Here is a 15888-nt window from a genome sequence, read left to right on the forward strand (position 1 = left end):
GCCGCGGCTACATCAACACGATATCGTACTGCTCCTGACTCAAATTCGACTCCACCTGCAACGAAACCGGCTTGCCGATAAAGTCGATCAGCATCGCGAGATGCTGCGATTCCTCTTCGAGGAACAGGTCGATCACCTGCTGCGACGCCACCACGCGAAACTCGCGCGGATTGAACTGCCGCGATTCGCGCAGGATTTCGCGCAACACGTCGTAGCAGACGGTGCGCGACGTCTTCACCTGGCCCTTGCCCTGGCACACCGGACACGGCTCGCACAGCACATGCGCAAGCGATTCGCGCGTGCGTTTGCGGGTCATCTCGACGAGGCCCAGCTGCGAGAAGCCATTCACCGTGACGCGCGTGCGGTCGCGCGACAGTGCCTTCTTCAGTTCGCCGAGCACCTGGTCGCGGTGCTCGACGTTCTCCATGTCGATGAAGTCGATGATGATCACGCCGCCCAGATTGCGCAGCCGCAACTGGCGCGCGATCGTATGCGCCGCTTCGAGGTTGGTCTTGAAGATCGTGTCGTCGAAATTGCGCGCACCGACGTAGCCGCCGGTGTTCACGTCGATCGTCGTCATCGCCTCGGTCTGGTCGATCACGAGATAGCCGCCCGATTTCAGGTCGACGCGCCGCGACAGCGCGCGCTGGATCTCGGTCTCGATGTTGTACAGATCGAAGAGCGGTCGCTCGCCGGTGTAGTGGTGCAGCTTCGACGACACCGCCGGCGTGAACTCGGCGGCAAAATCGGTGAGCATCTGGAAGGTCTCGCGTGAATCGACCTGGATGCGCGTCGTCTCGTCGTTGACGAAGTCGCGCAGCACGCGCTGCGCGAGATTCAGATCCTGATACAGCAGCGTGGTCGCCGGCATGCGCTGCGACTGCGACTGGATCGTCGTCCACGTCCTGCGCAGGTACGCGACGTCGCCCGCGAGTTCTTCGCTCGTCGAATCTTCGGCGATCGTGCGCACGATGTAGCCGCCTTTCTCGTCGACCGGCAGCACGGCGGTCAGCCGCGCACGGATCGCTTCGCGCTCGGCCTCGCTCTCGATCTTCTGCGAGATGCCGATGTGCGGTTCCTGCGGCAGATAGACGAGCGTGCGTCCGGCGATGCTGACTTGAGTGGACAGCCGCGCGCCCTTCGTGCCGATCGGATCCTTGACGACCTGGACCATCAGCGTCTGTCCTTCGAACACGATCTTCTCGATCGGCTGATGCGGGACAGGATGCTGCGCGTCGCCGTCGGTACGCGGATGCCAGATGTCGGCGACGTGCAGGAACGCGGCGCGCTCGAGGCCGATGTCGATGAACGCGGACTGCATGCCCGGCAGCACGCGCACGACCTTGCCGAGATAGACGTTGCCGACGCGTCCGCGCGACAAAGTTCGTTCGACGTGAAGCTCCTGGACCGAACCCTGCTGGACGAGCGCGACGCGCGTTTCCTGAGGGGTGACGTTGATCAGGATCTCTTCGTTCATAGTGTTGTTCTTAGAAATCGATGCGCACTGCGCGCAGCAGCGCAGCGGTCTCAAAAAGCGGCAAACCCATGATACCTGAATAGGATCCGTCGATATGCTCGACGAAAGCCGCCGCGCGTCCCTGAATGCCGTAGGCACCCGCCTTGCCGGTGGGCTCGCCGGTCGCGATGTAGCGGCGCAGCATGTCGGCCGGTGCGGCCGCGAAACGCACGCGCGAGCGCGACAGCACGGCGGGTAGTGCCGCACCTTGCGCGTCGATTGCGGCGACCGCGGTCAGTACGTCGTGCTCGCGGCCCACAAGGCGCGTGAGCATCGCGAACGCGTCGTCCGGGTCGGCTGGCTTGCCGAGAATCGCGCCGTCGATCGTGACAGTGGTGTCGGCGGTGAGGATCGGCGCGGCCGGCCGGCCGCTCGCGACGAGCCGTGCATGCGCCGCTTCGGCCTTCGCCACGCACACGCGCAGCACGTAGTCGTGCGGCGCTTCGCCGGGCTGTTCCGTTTCGAGCGCTTCGGCATCTTCGTCGGGGCGCGGCAGAAGCAGTTCGAAGCGCACGCCGAGTTGCTGCAGCAACTCCTGGCGGCGCGGGCTTTGCGACGCGAGATAGACGAACGGATGCAGGGCAGTCGTAGACATGGGGGAGACTTCCGGAAGAGGGACGGCGCGGGCTATAGGCGCCACGCCAGACGGGAGCGCTGCCGCGCCAGGCGCTACACGCTAAGCGCGATGATACGGATGATTCTGCGTGATGGTCCACGCACGGTACAGCTGTTCGGCGAGCAGCACGCGCACCATCGCGTGCGGCAGCGTGAGACTGGAGAGCCGCAGCAGCAGGTCCGCGCGCGACTTCAGTTCGGCATCGAGCCCGTCCGCGCCGCCGATCAGGAACGCGACGTCGCGTCCGTCCTGCTGCCAGCCGGGCAGCGCGGCGGCAAGCTGCATCGTCGTCCAGTCCTTGCCGTGTTCGTCGAGCGCAACGATGCGCGCCTGCTTCGGCAGTGCTGCTTCGATGCGTTGCTTCTCGGCGGCCATCACGCTTTCGGCGGAACGGCCCGACGAGCGTTGCTCGGGCTTCAGCTCGCGCAGTTCGATCCGCAGTTCGGGCGGCATCCGTTTCGCGTACTCGTCGAAGCCCGCGGCGATCCAGTCGGGCATCTTGTGGCCGACGGCGACGATGTGCAGTTTCATCTAGCGGCGATACGGGGACGACCCGCGCGTCAGCGACGCCGCGCCGGGCTCTTGCGCGCCGGGCGTTTGACAGCGGGCGCGTCATCCTCGTCTTCACCGTCGAGCGGTTCGCTGGGACTTGCGCCGCCGAACGGGTTCGGGGTCGAGAGCTTGATCCGAACCGGCTTGTCGCCCCAGATCTCTTCGAGGTTGTAGTACTGGCGCAGCGCTGGCTGCAGGATGTGCACGACCGCGTCGCCGCAGTCGACCAGCACCCATTCGCCGACGTCCTCACCCTCGGTGCTGATGACTTCGCCGCCGGCCTCCTTCACCTTGTCGCGTACGTTCGACGCGAGCGATTTGGTCTGCCGGTTCGACGTGCCGCTCGCGACGATCACGCGATCGAACAGGGAGGTCAGGTGGCTCGTGTTGAAGACCCGGATGTCCTGGGCTTTCACGTCCTCGAGCGCGTCGACGATCGTGCGTTGCAGTTTGCGAATGTCCATGTTTACTTTTACTGGTGATACAGATGATGTTGAAGGATGTAGTCCCACACAGCGGCGGGAACGTGGCTCGCCGGCGGACTGGTTTCGTCGGCGGCGCGACGCGCGTGATGCGCGACACGTTCGCGCAGATGCGTGCGGATTTCGGTCGCCGATACGTCGAATGCAAGCGTGGTGTCGATCAGCAGATGACCGCCCGGCGTGGCCTGCAGCACCTCGGGTGCCGCGGAGCGCGCGGCGACTTCCGCCGCGACCGCGGGCGGTAACGTGGTGAGATCGAAGCCGGGACGCGTCGACGCGCACACGTGCGCGAAGTCGAACAGGCGGCGCCAGTCGCGCCACGTGTCGAGCTTCACCAGCTGGTCCGCGCCGATCAGCAGCGCGAGCGACGTCTCCGGCCCCTCGCGTTCGCGCCAGCGCGCGAGGGTTTCGACAGTATACGTGGGACCGTCGTGCTCGATCTCGTCGGTCGCGACGCGCACCGTCACGCCGGGGATCACGAGCGCATGGGCAGCAACGCGCGTCATCGCGAGGCGATGTTCCGCAGCGGTGACGTCGGTCTTCTGCCACGGCTGGCCGGCGGGCAGCAGCACCAGTTCGGTCAGCTGCAGCACGTCGGCGAAGCGTCGCGCGAGAGCGAGGTGGCCGTCGTGGACCGGGTCGAACGTGCCGCCGAGCAGGCCGATACGGCGAGGCAGGGCGGCAGAATGAGCGGGCGGATTCAGAACGTGATCCTTTGTCGTGACATTGCGTATACCCGAAGCCCGAATGCGGCAATCGTGGCAACTGCGGCGGCGGCAACCGCGGCGCCGGTCATCACACCCACTCGCGCGGCACGAGGAAGTCGCTCGCGAGGCGTGCTTCGGGTGTACCGGGCTCGGGATGCCAGTTGTAGCGCCAGTTCGCGACGGGCGGCATCGACATCAGGATCGACTCGGTGCGCCCACCGCTTTGCAGCCCGAACAGTGTGCCACGGTCGAAGACCAGGTTGAATTCGACGTAGCGGCCGCGCCGGTACGCCTGGAAATCGCGCTCGGCCTGGCCGAACGGCACGTCCCGGCGGCGCTCGATGATCGGCATATACGCCTTCAGAAACCCATCGCCGACGCTGCGCACCATCTCGAACGAACGCTCGAAGCCCGACGCGGAGAAATCGTCGAAGAAAATCCCGCCGACGCCGCGCGCCTCGTTGCGATGCTTGAGGAAAAAATATTCGTCGCACCAGCGCTTGAAGCTCGGGTACAGGTCCGCGCCGAATGGCTGCAGCGCGTCGCGGCAGGTGCGGTGAAAATGCTGCGCGTCTTCCTCGTAGCCATAGTACGGCGTCAGATCCATCCCGCCGCCGAACCAGAAGATCGGCGCCTCGCCGGGCTTCGTCGCGATCAGCAGGCGCACGTTCATATGCACGGTCGGGCAGTGCGGATTGTGCGGATGCAGCACGAGCGACACGCCCATCGCTTCGAACGCGCGTCCGGCGAGCTGCGGACGCGCCGCGCTCGCCGATGCGGGCAGCGCATCGCCCGCGACGTCCGACAGGCCGATGCCCGCGCGCTCGAAGAACGAGCCGCCTTCGAGCATGCGCGTGCAGCCGCCGCCGCGCAGCTTCTCGCCGGGGGCGCGCTGCCATACGTCGGTGGCGAACGGTTGGCCGTCGAATGCGCCGAGCGTGTCGGCGATGTGGGTCTGCAACTGCTGGAGCCAGCTGCGGACGGCCTGGACGTTGTAGATCGTTTCGGTCATGAATGCGGAACGGCTGGGCGGCGCGCCTGGGGAGGCCGCGGGTTCAGGAAAGCGCACGCCGGATGGCGGGGAGCGTGTACGTCATGCGCATCACAACCCGCAGTGTAGCGCCGGCGACACCGCGCGACCGCGCGACGGGATGTCGCCGCCCCCATCAGCCGTGCTTGCGGTTGACCGCCCGGTGGCCGATGTCACGGCGATACTGCATGCCGTCGAACGAGATCTGGTTGATCGTTTCGTACGCGACCGACTGTGCACTGCGCACCGAATCCGCGAGGCCGACCACGCACAGCACACGGCCGCCCGACGTCACGAGCTTGCCGTCCACGAGCGTCGTGCCCGCATGGAACGTCATCGATTCGTCGGTGGCGGCGGGGATGTCGCTGATGCGGTCGCCCTTGCGCGGCGTGTCCGGGTAGTGGTGCGCGGCGAGCACGACGCCGAGCGCGGTGCGACGGTCCCAGTCGAGTTCGACCGTATCGAGCGTGCCGGCGATTGCCTGCTCGACGACTTTCGAGAAGTCGCCCTTCAGACGCGCCATGATCGGTTGCGTTTCGGGGTCGCCCATCCGGCAGTTGAACTCGAGCGTCTTCGGGGTGCCCTGCGCGTCGATCATCAGTCCGGCGTACAGGAAGCCGGTGAAGCGCACGCCTTCCTTCTCCATCCCGCGCACGGTCGGCAGGATGATTTCGCGCATCACGCGCGCATGCAGTTGCGGCGTGACGATCGGCGCGGGCGAGTACGCGCCCATGCCACCGGTGTTCGGCCCCTGGTCGCCGTCGAGCAGACGCTTGTGGTCCTGGCTCGACGCGAGCGCCAGCACATGCTTGCCGTCGACCATCACGATGAAGCTCGCTTCTTCGCCCGAGAGAAACTCTTCGATCACGACGCGTGCGCCCGCATCGCCGAGCTTGTTGCCGGACAGCATCGAGTCGACCGCTTCGTGCGCTTCGTCGAGCGTTTGCGCGACCACCACGCCCTTGCCTGCGGCGAGGCCGTCGGCCTTGACGACGATCGGCGCACCCTTCGCATCGAGGTACGCGTGCGCGGCGGCGGGGTCGGAGAAGGTTTCGTATTCGGCGGTCGGGATCGCGTGGCGCTTCATGAACGCTTTCGCAAAATCCTTCGAGCTTTCGAGTTGCGCGGCTTCCTTCGTCGGTCCGAAGATCTTCAGGCCGCGCGAGCGGAACAGGTTGACGATGCCGTCCGCGAGCGGGCCTTCGGGCCCGACCAGCGTGAACGCGATCTGTTCTTTCTCGACGAAATCCGCGAGCGCGGCGAGCTCGGTAATGTCGACGTTCTGCAGCCGGTCGTCGTGTGCCGTGCCGCCGTTGCCGGGCGCGACGTAGACGAGCTGCACCCGCGGCGATTGCGCGAGTTTCCATGCGAGCGCATGTTCGCGACCGCCGGACCCGACGACGAGTAACTTCATGTGATTCCCCGAAGGCTAAAAACCGTGAACGGCCGGCGCACAGGCGCCGGCCGCGAATATCCGCAAGGTTCGCGCAGTGCGAACGTCGAGCCCTTTATCGGGCTCCTTTCGAGTCCAAAGCCCATTAACCCGGCCCGCGCGAACAGGCACAGCGCGGCCAGGCCGCGCCGCGCTCATTCGTCCGCGATCGCCGCGTTTGTATAGACTTCCTGTACGTCGTCGAGATTTTCGAGCGCGTCGAGCAGCCTCTGCATCTTCGCCGCGTCGTCGCCGGTGAACTCGACTTCGGTCTGCGGCTTCATCGTCACCTCGGCCAGCTCGGCCTTGAAGCCGGCGGCTTCGAGCGCGCCTTTCACCTTCGGGAAGTCGTTGGCCGGGCAGGTCACCTCGATGCTGCCGTCGTCGTTTGTCACGACGTCGTCGGCGCCGGCTTCGAGTGCGGCGTCCATCAGCTTGTCTTCGGACGTGCCCGGCGCGAACAGGAACTGGCCGACGTGATCGAACATGAACGACACCGAGCCGTCCGTGCCCATGTTGCCGCCGAACTTCGAAAACGCGTGCCGCACTTCGGCGACGGTACGGATGCGGTTGTCGGTCATCGTGTCGACGATGATCGCCGCGCCGCCGATGCCATAGCCTTCGTAGCGGATTTCCTCGTAGTTCGCCCCGTCGACGCCGCCTGTGCCGCGCTGGATCGCGCGGTTGATGTTGTCCTTCGGCATGTTGGCGTCATACGCCTTTTCGATAGCGAGCCGCAGACGCGGGTTCGTGTCGACTTCACCGCCGCCCATGCGGGCCGCGACCTGAATTTCCTTGATGAGCCGTGTCCAGATCTTGCCGCGCTTCGCGTCGGTCGCGGCTTTCTTATGCTTGATGTTGGCCCATTTCGAATGACCCGCCATACCTTTCTCCAGCGCATGCGCCCCAGGGCGCACACATAGTGCAATTGTCGTTGCGATGTCGGGCGCTTGCCGTGGCGCGCCTCGATGACCGTCCGCCGCGAGCGTGCGGCGCGGTTCGCGCACCGCGGGCGCTGGCCTTGCGGGCCGCGTGTGCCGGGTGTTCGCAGGTGCGTGCCATGCATGGGCGACCGGGTTGCTGCGCTTTTGCCGGGTCGCCACGCATTCGCCATGCATTTGCGACGCAAGTCCGGCAGATACCGCTGCCCGGCGAGCCGCTCGACGAACGGGATGCGAATTTTATCATGCCGGCGCGTGCCGGCCGGCCTCTGTGTGCGTCGGAATGCACCGCGCCACGGGCGATGCGCACGAACGGCGCTCCGCGGCCGACGCTCAGTTTTTCGTGCCGAACAGCCGGTCGCCGGCGTCGCCGAGACCCGGCACGATGTACGCGTGGTCGTTCAGATGCGAATCGAGCGACGCGACGTACAGCTTCACCTCGGGATGCGCATTCTGGAACACCTCGACGCCTTCGGGCGCGGCGACCAGCGCGAGGAACAGGATGTTCGTGCCGTCCACGCCGCGGCGCTTCAGCACGTCGACCGCGTGCACCGCCGAGTAGCCGGTCGCGACCATCGGATCGCACAGGATGAAGATGCGGTCCTCGAGATCCGGCAGTCGGACGAGATACTCGACCGGGCGGTGATCGGCCGCACGGTACACGCCGATGTGGCCGACGCGCGCCGACGGGATCAGCTCGAGCAACCCGTCCGACATCCCGACGCCCGCGCGCAGCACCGGTACGATCGCGAGCTTCTTGCCGGCGATTACCGGTGCGTCGATGTCGACGAGCGGCGTCGACACGCGGCGCGTTGTCATCGGCAGGTTGCGGGTGATTTCATAGCCCATCAGCAGCGTGATCTCGCGCAGCAGTTCGCGAAACGTGCGCGTCGACGTGTCCCGGTCGCGCATATGCGACAGCTTGTGCTGGATCAGCGGGTGATCGAGGATGAAGAGATTGGGAAAGCGGCTGTCCTGTGTCATGGCGTAAGCGCAAGCGGTGCGAAGGGGGGCGGGCGGGTCGGCGCCTCGCGGCGTCACACTGCCGCGAGGCGAACCACGACTGCAAGTTTACCGAAAGTCCCGGCGGAAGATACCGGAGATTATGTTGCGCTGGCGAGGGTTCATCCGCCACGGCGCGCGCACCGTGGCGGCGATTCTTCTAGAATCGAGGGAAATTTCACCCGGGGACTGAGGACACACACATGGACATGGGCATCGCAGGACGCACCGCGCTGGTCTGCGCGGCGAGCAAGGGCCTTGGGCGCGGCTGCGCGGAGGCGCTAGCCGCCGAGGGTGTCAACCTCACGATCGTCGCGCGCACCGCGGAGACGCTCGAGGCGACAGCCGCCGGGATCCGCGCGCAGACGGGCGTCGACGTGAAGACGGTCGCGTGCGACATCACCACGCCGGAGGGCCGCGCGGCGGCGCTCGCCGCGTGTCCGCAGCCGGATATCCTCGTCAACAACGCGGGCGGCCCGCCGCCCGGCGACTTCCGCACGTTCACGCACGACGACTGGCTCCGCGCGCTCGAAGCGAACATGTTGACGCCGATCGAGCTGATCCGCGCGACGATCGACGGGATGATCGCGCGCGGCTTCGGGCGCATCGTCAACATCACGAGTTCGTCGGTGAAGGCACCGATCGACGTGCTGGGCCTGTCGAACGGCGCGCGCTCCGGGCTGACTGGCTTCGTCGCCGGTATCGCGCGCAAGGTCGCCGCGCAGGGTGTGACGATCAACAACCTGCTGCCTGGCGTGTTCGACACCGACCGCATCGTTGATACCATCGCCGCGCAGGCGAAAGCGCACAACCTATCGATCGACGAAGCGCGTAAGCAGCGGATGGCGTCGATTCCCGCGGGCCGCTTCGGCAACCGCGACGAATTCGGCCGGGCGTGTGCGTTTCTGTGCAGCGTGCACGGCGGGTACATCACGGGGCAGAACTGGTTGATCGATGGTGGCTCTTATCCGGGAACGTTCTAACTCGCACGTATTGCATTCGGTCCGCGTCGCCGGACCATACGAATAGAAGCAACAACGCCAACAGGGATCGACGCCGGAGTACGGCGCTAAAGCGCCAACTCCGGCATGGGACCAGAGTAAGCGCTAAAGCGCTAACTCTGGTCGACACAGGAGACGACACCATGACCGCACGCGTCGCGCTGATCGCGCACGACCACAAGAAAGACGACATCGTGAAGCTGGCCGGCGAATACGCCGCCACGCTCAAACATTGCGAGCTCGTCGCCACCGGCACGACCGGTTCGCGGATCGCCTCCGCGCATGGCCTCGACGTACAGCGGATGCTGTCGGGCCCGCACGGCGGCGACCTGCAGATCGGCGCGCAGCTCGCCGAGGGCAACATCGACATGGTGATCTTCCTGCGCGACCCCATGACACCGCAGCCGCACGAGCCGGACATCAACGCGCTGGTGCGCGCATGCGACGTGCACAACGTGCCGTGCGCGACCAATATTTCCACAGCACGGATGCTGCTCGATGCGCTGACGCTGCGGGTCGCGCAGCAAGCCTGAGCGGCGCGCACAATCCCGAACTGAATCGCCCAAGACAGGAGTCAAGATGACCAAGGCAATCCGCTTCGACCGCACCGGCGGTCCCGAAGTGATGAAGTGGGTCGACGTCGAGGTCGGCGATCCGGCCGACGGCGAGATCCGCGTGAAGCAGCACGCGGTCGGCCTGAATTTCATCGACGTGTATTTCCGCACGGGTCTGTACCCGCTGCCGCTGCCAGGCGGGCTCGGCATGGAAGCCGCAGGCGAAGTGACCGCGGTCGGGTCGGGTGTGACCGGCCTGCAGGCTGGCGACCGCATCGCGTATGTCGCGCGGCCGCCGGGCGCGTATGCGCAGGAGCGCGTGTTGCCCGCGAAGGATGTCGTGAAGCTACCCGACGGCGTGAGCTACGAGCAGGCCGCATCGGCGATGCTGCAGGGGCTCACCGTGCAATACCTGCTACGTCGCACGTACCCGGTGAAGGCCGGCGACACGATCCTGATCCAGGCTGCCGCGGGCGGCGTCGGGCTGCTCGCGTGCCAGTGGGCGAAGGCGCTCGGCGCGACGGTGATCGGCACAGTCAGTTCGGACGAAAAGGCGGAGATCGCGAAGGCGCACGGCTGCGACTATCCGATCGTCTATACGCGCGAAAACTTCACGAAGCGCGTGCGCGAGATCACGAACGGCGCGGGCGTGCCGGTGGTGTACGACTCGATCGGAAAAGACACGTTTACCGCGTCGCTCGACTGTCTCGCGCCGCTCGGATTGTTCGTCAGCTTCGGCAATTCGTCCGGACCGCTGCCGCCGATCGATTCGTCGGAATTCGCGGGCCGCGGCTCGTTGTTCTTCACGCGGCCGACGCTCTTCACGTACACCGCGAAGCGCAGCGACTACGACGCGATGTCGACCGAGCTGTTCGACATGCTGCAGTCGGGCAAGGTGAAGACGAGCATCAACCAGCGTTATGCGCTCGCCGACGTCGGGCAGGCGCATGAGGATCTGGAGGCGCGGAAAACGACAGGGTCGACGGTTTTGCTGCCGTAGTTTTTTGCGAGCCGCGCTGCTCCCAGCCATCCATCGCCTGCACAGGAGTTTTGATGATTACGCTCGATCATGCGAGAGAGATCGCCACGCGGTTGCGTTCCAGGCTTGCCGAACACGGTACCGAGTTATCCGATGCCGCCGCGCTGGAACTGGTTACCGCGGGATATGGCCCGGACGACGCGGCGAACGAACCGATCCGCTTTCTCGAGGCGATCCCGATCCTGCGTATTTTCGACGAAGCGAAAGCCCGCGAGTTCTACTGCGGCTTTCTCGGCTTCGAAGTTACGTTCGAACACCGGTTCGAGCCCGCTCTTCCGCTCTATATGGGTGTGAAGCGCGCCGGATTGCAGTTGCATCTGTCGGAGCACCACGGCGATGCGTGTCCGGGTTCGACGGTGTACGTCCCGATGCAAGGCGTGCATGCGTTCAATCGCGAACTACTGGACAAGCAATACAACTATGGCCGACCCGGCGTCGAACCGGAGCCGTGGGGCGACGTGATGGAGGTTCACGATCCCTTTGGCAATCGAATCCGCTTTTGCGAACCGAAGGCTTGAGCGAGCTTTTATCGCGGTAGCGCAGGGCTGGCCGCAGCGGCATGCGCTACTGGATTCGGAACAGTCAATCTTAGCAAGTCCGCCAGGCGTCGCGGCAGATTCACCGTTATCGCGTTTGCAGATCGCCCGCCGTCATCCAGACCGCGGCAACAGCCGCAACCCACCCGCCCATAGGCCTTCCGCGCCGTTCGATGCCAGTGCCGGATCCTCCGCGTTTACGCGATTTTTACACCCCTCCATCCAACCTTGTCCCGCCCTTTACGCCAACCGGCATAACGTTGCAGGCATCCAAAGTCCGTCATGGAGAACATCAAAATGGATGCGCTGTACATCGGGGGAATCGTGCTGTTTATCGCACTGACCTTTGCAATGATTGCCGGCTGCGAGAAGCTCGAGCAGTACCGGCGCGGTCAGGGAGCACGCTCATGAGCTGGATGTTGTGGCTATCGGGCGCGGCGACCGCGCTGCTGTTTGGTTATCTGGTCTATGCGCTGCTGCGCGCGGAGGACATTGAATGAACTTCAACAATGTCCTTCAGACGGTCGTCTATCTCGTCGTCCTGCTGGTACTCGCCGTACCGGTCTCGCGCTATCTGACGCGCGTGATGGACGGCACGTCGCGCGCGCTGCGTATCGGCGGTCCGTTCGAACGGCTGCTGTATCGCGTGGCCGGCGTCGATCCGTCGAGCGAAATGAGCTGGAAGCATTACGCGTTCGCGGTGATCGCGTTCAACGCGCTCGGCGCGCTGTTCCTTTATGTGCTGCTGCGTGTGCAGGGCTGGCTGCCCGGCAATCCGCAGGCGTTCGGTCCGATGACCGTCGACGGTGCGTTCAACACCGCCGTCAGCTTCGTCACGAACACCAACTGGCAGGACTACACGCCGGAGCAGACGACCGGCTATCTGACGCAGATGCTCGGCTTCACGGTGCAGAACTTCATGTCAGCCGCAACCGGCATCGTCGTCGTGATCGCGCTCGTGCGCGGCTTCGCTCGGCACACCGCGAAGACCATCGGCAACTTCTGGGTCGACCTGACGCGCATCACGCTGTATGTGTTGCTGCCGATGGCCGCGATCATCGCCGCGCTGCTGATGAGCCAGGGTGTGATCCAGAACTTCAAGGCCTATCAGGACGTACCGACGCTGCAAACGACCACGTACGCCGCGCCGAAGCTCGACGCGCAAGGCAACCCGGTGAAGGACGCGAAGGGCAACCCGGTGACGGTCGACACACCGGTCAAGACGCAGACCATCGCGATGGGTCCGGTCGCGTCGCAGGAAGCGATCAAGATGCTCGGCACCAACGGTGGCGGCTTCTTCAACGCGAACTCGGCGCATCCGTACGAAAACCCGACACCGTTCTCGAACTTCCTGCAGATCCTGTCGATCCTGATTATTCCGGCCGCGCTGTGTCTCGTGTTCGGACGGATGGTCAGCGACCGCCGCCAGGGCATCGCGGTGCTCGCGGTGATGACGATCGCGTTCACCGTGGCCGTCGTCGGCGAGATCAGCTCGGAGCAGGCTGGCAATCCGACGCTCACGTCGTTGCACGTCGACCAGTCGGCGAATGCGCTGCAGTCGGGCGGCAACATGGAAGGCAAGGAAACGCGCTTCGGCATCGCGCAGTCGGGCATCTTCACCGTCGCGACGACCGCGGCGTCGTGCGGCGCGGTCGATAACGCGCACGACTCGCTGACGCCGCTCGGCGGTCTCGTGCCGCTGCTTCTGATCCAGCTCGGCGAAGTGATCTTCGGCGGGGTTGGCTCGGGGCTCTACGGGATGCTGGTGTTCGCGTTGCTGGCGGTGTTCGTCGCGGGGCTGATGATCGGCCGCACGCCGGAGTACGTCGGCAAGAAGATCGAAGCGTACGAGATGAAGATGGTGTCGATCGTCGTGCTGTTGACGCCGATGCTGGTGCTCGTCGGGGCATCGATCGCGGTGCTGGCCGACGCGGGCAAGGCGGGTATCGCGAACCCTGGCGCGCACGGTTTCTCCGAAATCCTCTACGCGTTCAGCTCGGCGGCGAACAACAACGGCAGTGCATTCGCGGGGCTCTCGGTGAACACGCCGTTCTACAACATTCTGCTGGGGATCGCGATGTGGTTCGGCCGCTTCGGCACGATCGTGCCGGTGCTGGCGATCGCGGGTTCACTCGCGTCCAAGAAGCGCCTCGGGGTAACGGGCGGCACGTTGCCGACGCATGGCCCGCTGTTCGTCGTGCTGGTGCTGGGCACGGTGCTGCTGGTCGGTGCGCTGACGTATGTGCCCGCGCTCGCGCTCGGTCCCGGTGTCGAACATCTGATCATGATGGCTGGCCACTGATCGCCGCACGCTACGGCATTCGAAGAATTAGAGGAACAGATGACTGAACATTCAGCAACCAGGTCCATGTTCGATCCGGCGCTCGTGCGCCCGGCGATCGTGGACTCATTCAGGAAACTCAAACCGCGGACGCAGTTCCGCAACCCGGTGATGTTCTGTGTGTACGTTGGCAGCGTGCTCACGACCATCCTGTGGATTGCGGCGCTCGTCGGCCAGGCGGAAGCGCCTGCGGGTTTCATTCTCGCGGTCGCACTGTGGCTGTGGTTCACGGTGCTCTTCGCCAACTTCGCTGAGGCGCTCGCCGAAGGCCGTTCCAAGGCTCAGGCTGCGTCGCTGCGCAGCGCGAAGAAAGACGTGATGGCGAAGAAGCTCAACGAGCCGCATCCGAAGGCGCCGATCCGCATCATGACGGCGTCCGACCTGCGTCGCGGCGACGTGGTGCTGGTCGAGACCGGCGACGTGATCCCCGCCGACGGCGAGGTGATCGATGGCGTCGCGTCGGTCGACGAATCGGCGATCACCGGCGAATCCGCACCGGTGATCCGCGAGTCGGGCGGCGACTTTTCGTCGGTGACCGGCGGCACGCGCGTACTGTCCGACTGGATCGTCGTGCGTGTCACCGCGAACCCGGGCGAGGCGTTCCTCGACCGGATGATCGCGATGGTCGAAGGCGCGAAGCGTCAGAAGACGCCGAATGAAATCGCGCTGACCATCCTGCTCGTCGCACTGACCATCGTGCTGCTGCTCGCCACCGCGACGCTGCTGCCGTTCTCGATGTTCTCGGTCGAAGCGGCGAAGGCCGGTCACGTCGTGACGATCACCGCGCTCGTCGCACTGCTCGTCTGTCTGATTCCGACCACCATCGGCGGTCTGCTGTCGGCCATCGGTGTGGCGGGCATGAGCCGGATGATGCAGGCGAACGTGATCGCGACGTCGGGCCGCGCAGTCGAAGCGGCCGGCGACGTGGACGTGCTGCTGCTCGACAAGACCGGCACGATCACGCTCGGTAACCGCCAGGCATCGCAGTTCGTGCCGGCGCCGGGCGTGACGGAAGAAGTGCTCGCCGATGCCGCGCAACTGTCGTCGCTGTCGGACGAAACGCCGGAAGGCCGCAGCATCGTCGTGCTCGCGAAGCAGCGCTTCAACATCCGTGCGCGCGACATGGCGTCGCTGCAAGCCGTGTTCCTCGCGTTCACCGCGCAGACACGGATGAGCGGCGTCGACCTGCCTGGCCGTGAAATCCGCAAGGGTGCGGCCGACGCGGTGAAACGCTACGTCGAAGCGCAGGGTGGCCGTTTCCCGGCCGAAGTGAGCAGCGCGGTCGACGAAGTCGCGCGCCGCGGCAGCACGCCGCTGGTCGTCGCGGAGAAAGGCGAAGGCGCGGCGCGCGTGCTCGGCGTGATCGAGCTGAAGGACGTCGTGAAGGGCGGCATCAAGGAACGCTTTGCCGAGCTGCGCAAGATGGGTATCAAGACCATCATGGTGACCGGCGACAACCGGCTCACTGCTGCGGCGATCGCGGCTGAAGCAGGGGTCGACGATTTCCTCGCCGAAGCCACGCCGGAAGCGAAGCTCGCGACGATCCGCGGCCACCAGGCCGAAGGGCGCCTCGTGGCGATGACCGGCGACGGCACCAACGATGCACCGGCGCTCGCGCAGGCCGATGTCGCGGTGGCGATGAATACCGGCACGCAGGCGGCGAAAGAGGCCGGCAACATGGTCGACCTCGATTCGAACCCGACCAAGCTGATCGAGATCGTCGAGATCGGCAAGCAGATGCTGATGACGCGAGGCTCGCTCACGACGTTCTCGATCGCCAACGACGTCGCGAAGTACTTCGCGATTATTCCGGCGGCGTTCGCGACGACCTATCCGCAACTGCGGGTGCTGGACATCATGCATCTGACGTCGCCTTCGTCGGCGATCCTGTCGGCGGTGATCTTCAATGCACTGATCATCGTCGCGCTGATCCCGCTGGCTTTGAAGGGCGTGAAATACCGGCCGCTCGGCGCGGCCTCGCTGTTGCGCCGCAACCTGCTGATTTACGGGCTGGGCGGGATTCTGCTGCCGTTCCCGTTCATCAAGCTGATCGATATGGTGATCACCGGGTTGGGCTGGGCTTGAGCGTTAAACCTTTAAGCCAGCGCCACGCGTTATTCAGGGATTGAGGAATCAACA

At 65.3% G+C, this 15888-nt stretch carries 17 protein-coding genes; 8 read left to right on the forward strand and 9 right to left on the reverse strand.

Features of this window, described 5'->3' with window-relative positions; genetic code table 11:
- Positions 1 to 7: 7 nt before the first annotated feature.
- From rng to upp, 9 genes are all read right to left on the reverse strand, one after another.
- Complete coding sequence (gene rng / locus ACREXZ_RS08445; RefSeq protein WP_431763598.1) at positions 8 to 1477, reverse strand: ribonuclease G; 1470 nt, start codon at positions 1475 to 1477, stop codon at positions 8 to 10.
- Between the two features lie 10 nt (positions 1478 to 1487).
- On the reverse strand, positions 1488 to 2111 hold the full coding sequence (locus tag ACREXZ_RS08450; RefSeq protein WP_431763599.1) for a Maf family protein: 624 nt from the start codon (positions 2109 to 2111) through the stop codon (positions 1488 to 1490).
- A gap of 81 nt (positions 2112 to 2192) precedes the next feature.
- Positions 2193 to 2663 (reverse strand): 23S rRNA (pseudouridine(1915)-N(3))-methyltransferase RlmH, encoded by a 471-nt coding sequence (gene rlmH / locus ACREXZ_RS08455; RefSeq protein WP_431763600.1) that lies wholly within the window; start codon positions 2661 to 2663, stop codon positions 2193 to 2195.
- Positions 2664 to 2692: 29 nt separating this feature from the next.
- Entirely contained in the window at positions 2693 to 3148 is a 456-nt protein-coding gene (gene rsfS, locus ACREXZ_RS08460) for a ribosome silencing factor (protein WP_431763601.1), read from the reverse strand.
- Positions 3149 to 3156: 8 nt separating this feature from the next.
- Positions 3157 to 3900, reverse strand: coding sequence for a nicotinate-nucleotide adenylyltransferase (locus ACREXZ_RS08465; RefSeq protein ID WP_431763685.1), 744 nt, complete (start codon positions 3898 to 3900; stop codon positions 3157 to 3159).
- 61 nt (positions 3901 to 3961) lie between these two features.
- Positions 3962 to 4885, reverse strand: a complete 924-nt coding sequence (hemF, locus tag ACREXZ_RS08470) for an oxygen-dependent coproporphyrinogen oxidase (RefSeq protein WP_431763602.1) — start codon at positions 4883 to 4885, stop codon at positions 3962 to 3964.
- A gap of 154 nt (positions 4886 to 5039) precedes the next feature.
- Positions 5040 to 6317: a phosphoribosylamine--glycine ligase gene (purD, locus tag ACREXZ_RS08475; RefSeq protein ID WP_431763603.1), complete on the reverse strand. Its 1278-nt coding sequence runs from the start codon at positions 6315 to 6317 to the stop codon at positions 5040 to 5042.
- A gap of 173 nt (positions 6318 to 6490) precedes the next feature.
- Positions 6491 to 7219: a YebC/PmpR family DNA-binding transcriptional regulator gene (locus ACREXZ_RS08480; RefSeq protein WP_431763604.1), complete on the reverse strand. Its 729-nt coding sequence runs from the start codon at positions 7217 to 7219 to the stop codon at positions 6491 to 6493.
- A 390-nt stretch (positions 7220 to 7609) separates the two neighbouring features.
- Positions 7610 to 8260 (reverse strand): uracil phosphoribosyltransferase, encoded by a 651-nt coding sequence (gene upp / locus ACREXZ_RS08485; RefSeq protein WP_431763605.1) that lies wholly within the window; start codon positions 8258 to 8260, stop codon positions 7610 to 7612.
- A gap of 221 nt (positions 8261 to 8481) precedes the next feature.
- Between upp and ACREXZ_RS08490 the strand changes: the two genes are divergently transcribed.
- The 8 genes from ACREXZ_RS08490 (at position 8482) to kdpB (ending at position 15834) form a co-directional block, all read left to right on the forward strand.
- A complete protein-coding gene (locus tag ACREXZ_RS08490) occupies positions 8482 to 9261 on the forward strand; it encodes an SDR family oxidoreductase (protein WP_431763606.1) in 780 nt (259 codons plus the stop codon).
- A 161-nt stretch (positions 9262 to 9422) separates the two neighbouring features.
- On the forward strand, positions 9423 to 9812 hold the full coding sequence (locus ACREXZ_RS08495) for a methylglyoxal synthase (protein WP_431763607.1): 390 nt from the start codon (positions 9423 to 9425) through the stop codon (positions 9810 to 9812).
- Between the two features lie 46 nt (positions 9813 to 9858).
- On the forward strand, positions 9859 to 10833 hold the full coding sequence (locus tag ACREXZ_RS08500; protein ID WP_431763608.1) for a quinone oxidoreductase family protein: 975 nt from the start codon (positions 9859 to 9861) through the stop codon (positions 10831 to 10833).
- A 194-nt stretch (positions 10834 to 11027) separates the two neighbouring features.
- The gene (locus tag ACREXZ_RS08505) at positions 11028 to 11390 is read left to right on the forward strand and encodes a glyoxalase superfamily protein (protein WP_431763686.1); all 363 of its coding nucleotides are present in this window, start codon (positions 11028 to 11030) and stop codon (positions 11388 to 11390) included.
- 315 nt (positions 11391 to 11705) lie between these two features.
- A complete protein-coding gene (locus tag ACREXZ_RS08510) occupies positions 11706 to 11819 on the forward strand; it encodes a potassium ABC transporter ATPase (protein WP_431763687.1) in 114 nt (37 codons plus the stop codon).
- On the forward strand, positions 11816 to 11908 hold the full coding sequence (kdpF, locus tag ACREXZ_RS08515) for a K(+)-transporting ATPase subunit F (protein ID WP_431763609.1): 93 nt from the start codon (positions 11816 to 11818) through the stop codon (positions 11906 to 11908). Before ACREXZ_RS08510 ends, kdpF begins: the two co-directional genes overlap by 4 nt.
- Positions 11905 to 13710: a potassium-transporting ATPase subunit KdpA gene (kdpA, locus tag ACREXZ_RS08520; protein ID WP_431763610.1), complete on the forward strand. Its 1806-nt coding sequence runs from the start codon at positions 11905 to 11907 to the stop codon at positions 13708 to 13710. Before kdpF ends, kdpA begins: the two co-directional genes overlap by 4 nt.
- A 39-nt stretch (positions 13711 to 13749) precedes the next feature.
- Positions 13750 to 15834 (forward strand): potassium-transporting ATPase subunit KdpB, encoded by a 2085-nt coding sequence (gene kdpB / locus ACREXZ_RS08525; RefSeq protein WP_431763611.1) that lies wholly within the window; start codon positions 13750 to 13752, stop codon positions 15832 to 15834.
- Positions 15835 to 15888: the final 54 nt, after the last annotated feature.

Origin of the sequence: Paraburkholderia sp. (assembly GCF_050742655.1) — a bacterium.
GTDB lineage: Bacteria > Pseudomonadota > Gammaproteobacteria > Burkholderiales > Burkholderiaceae > Paraburkholderia.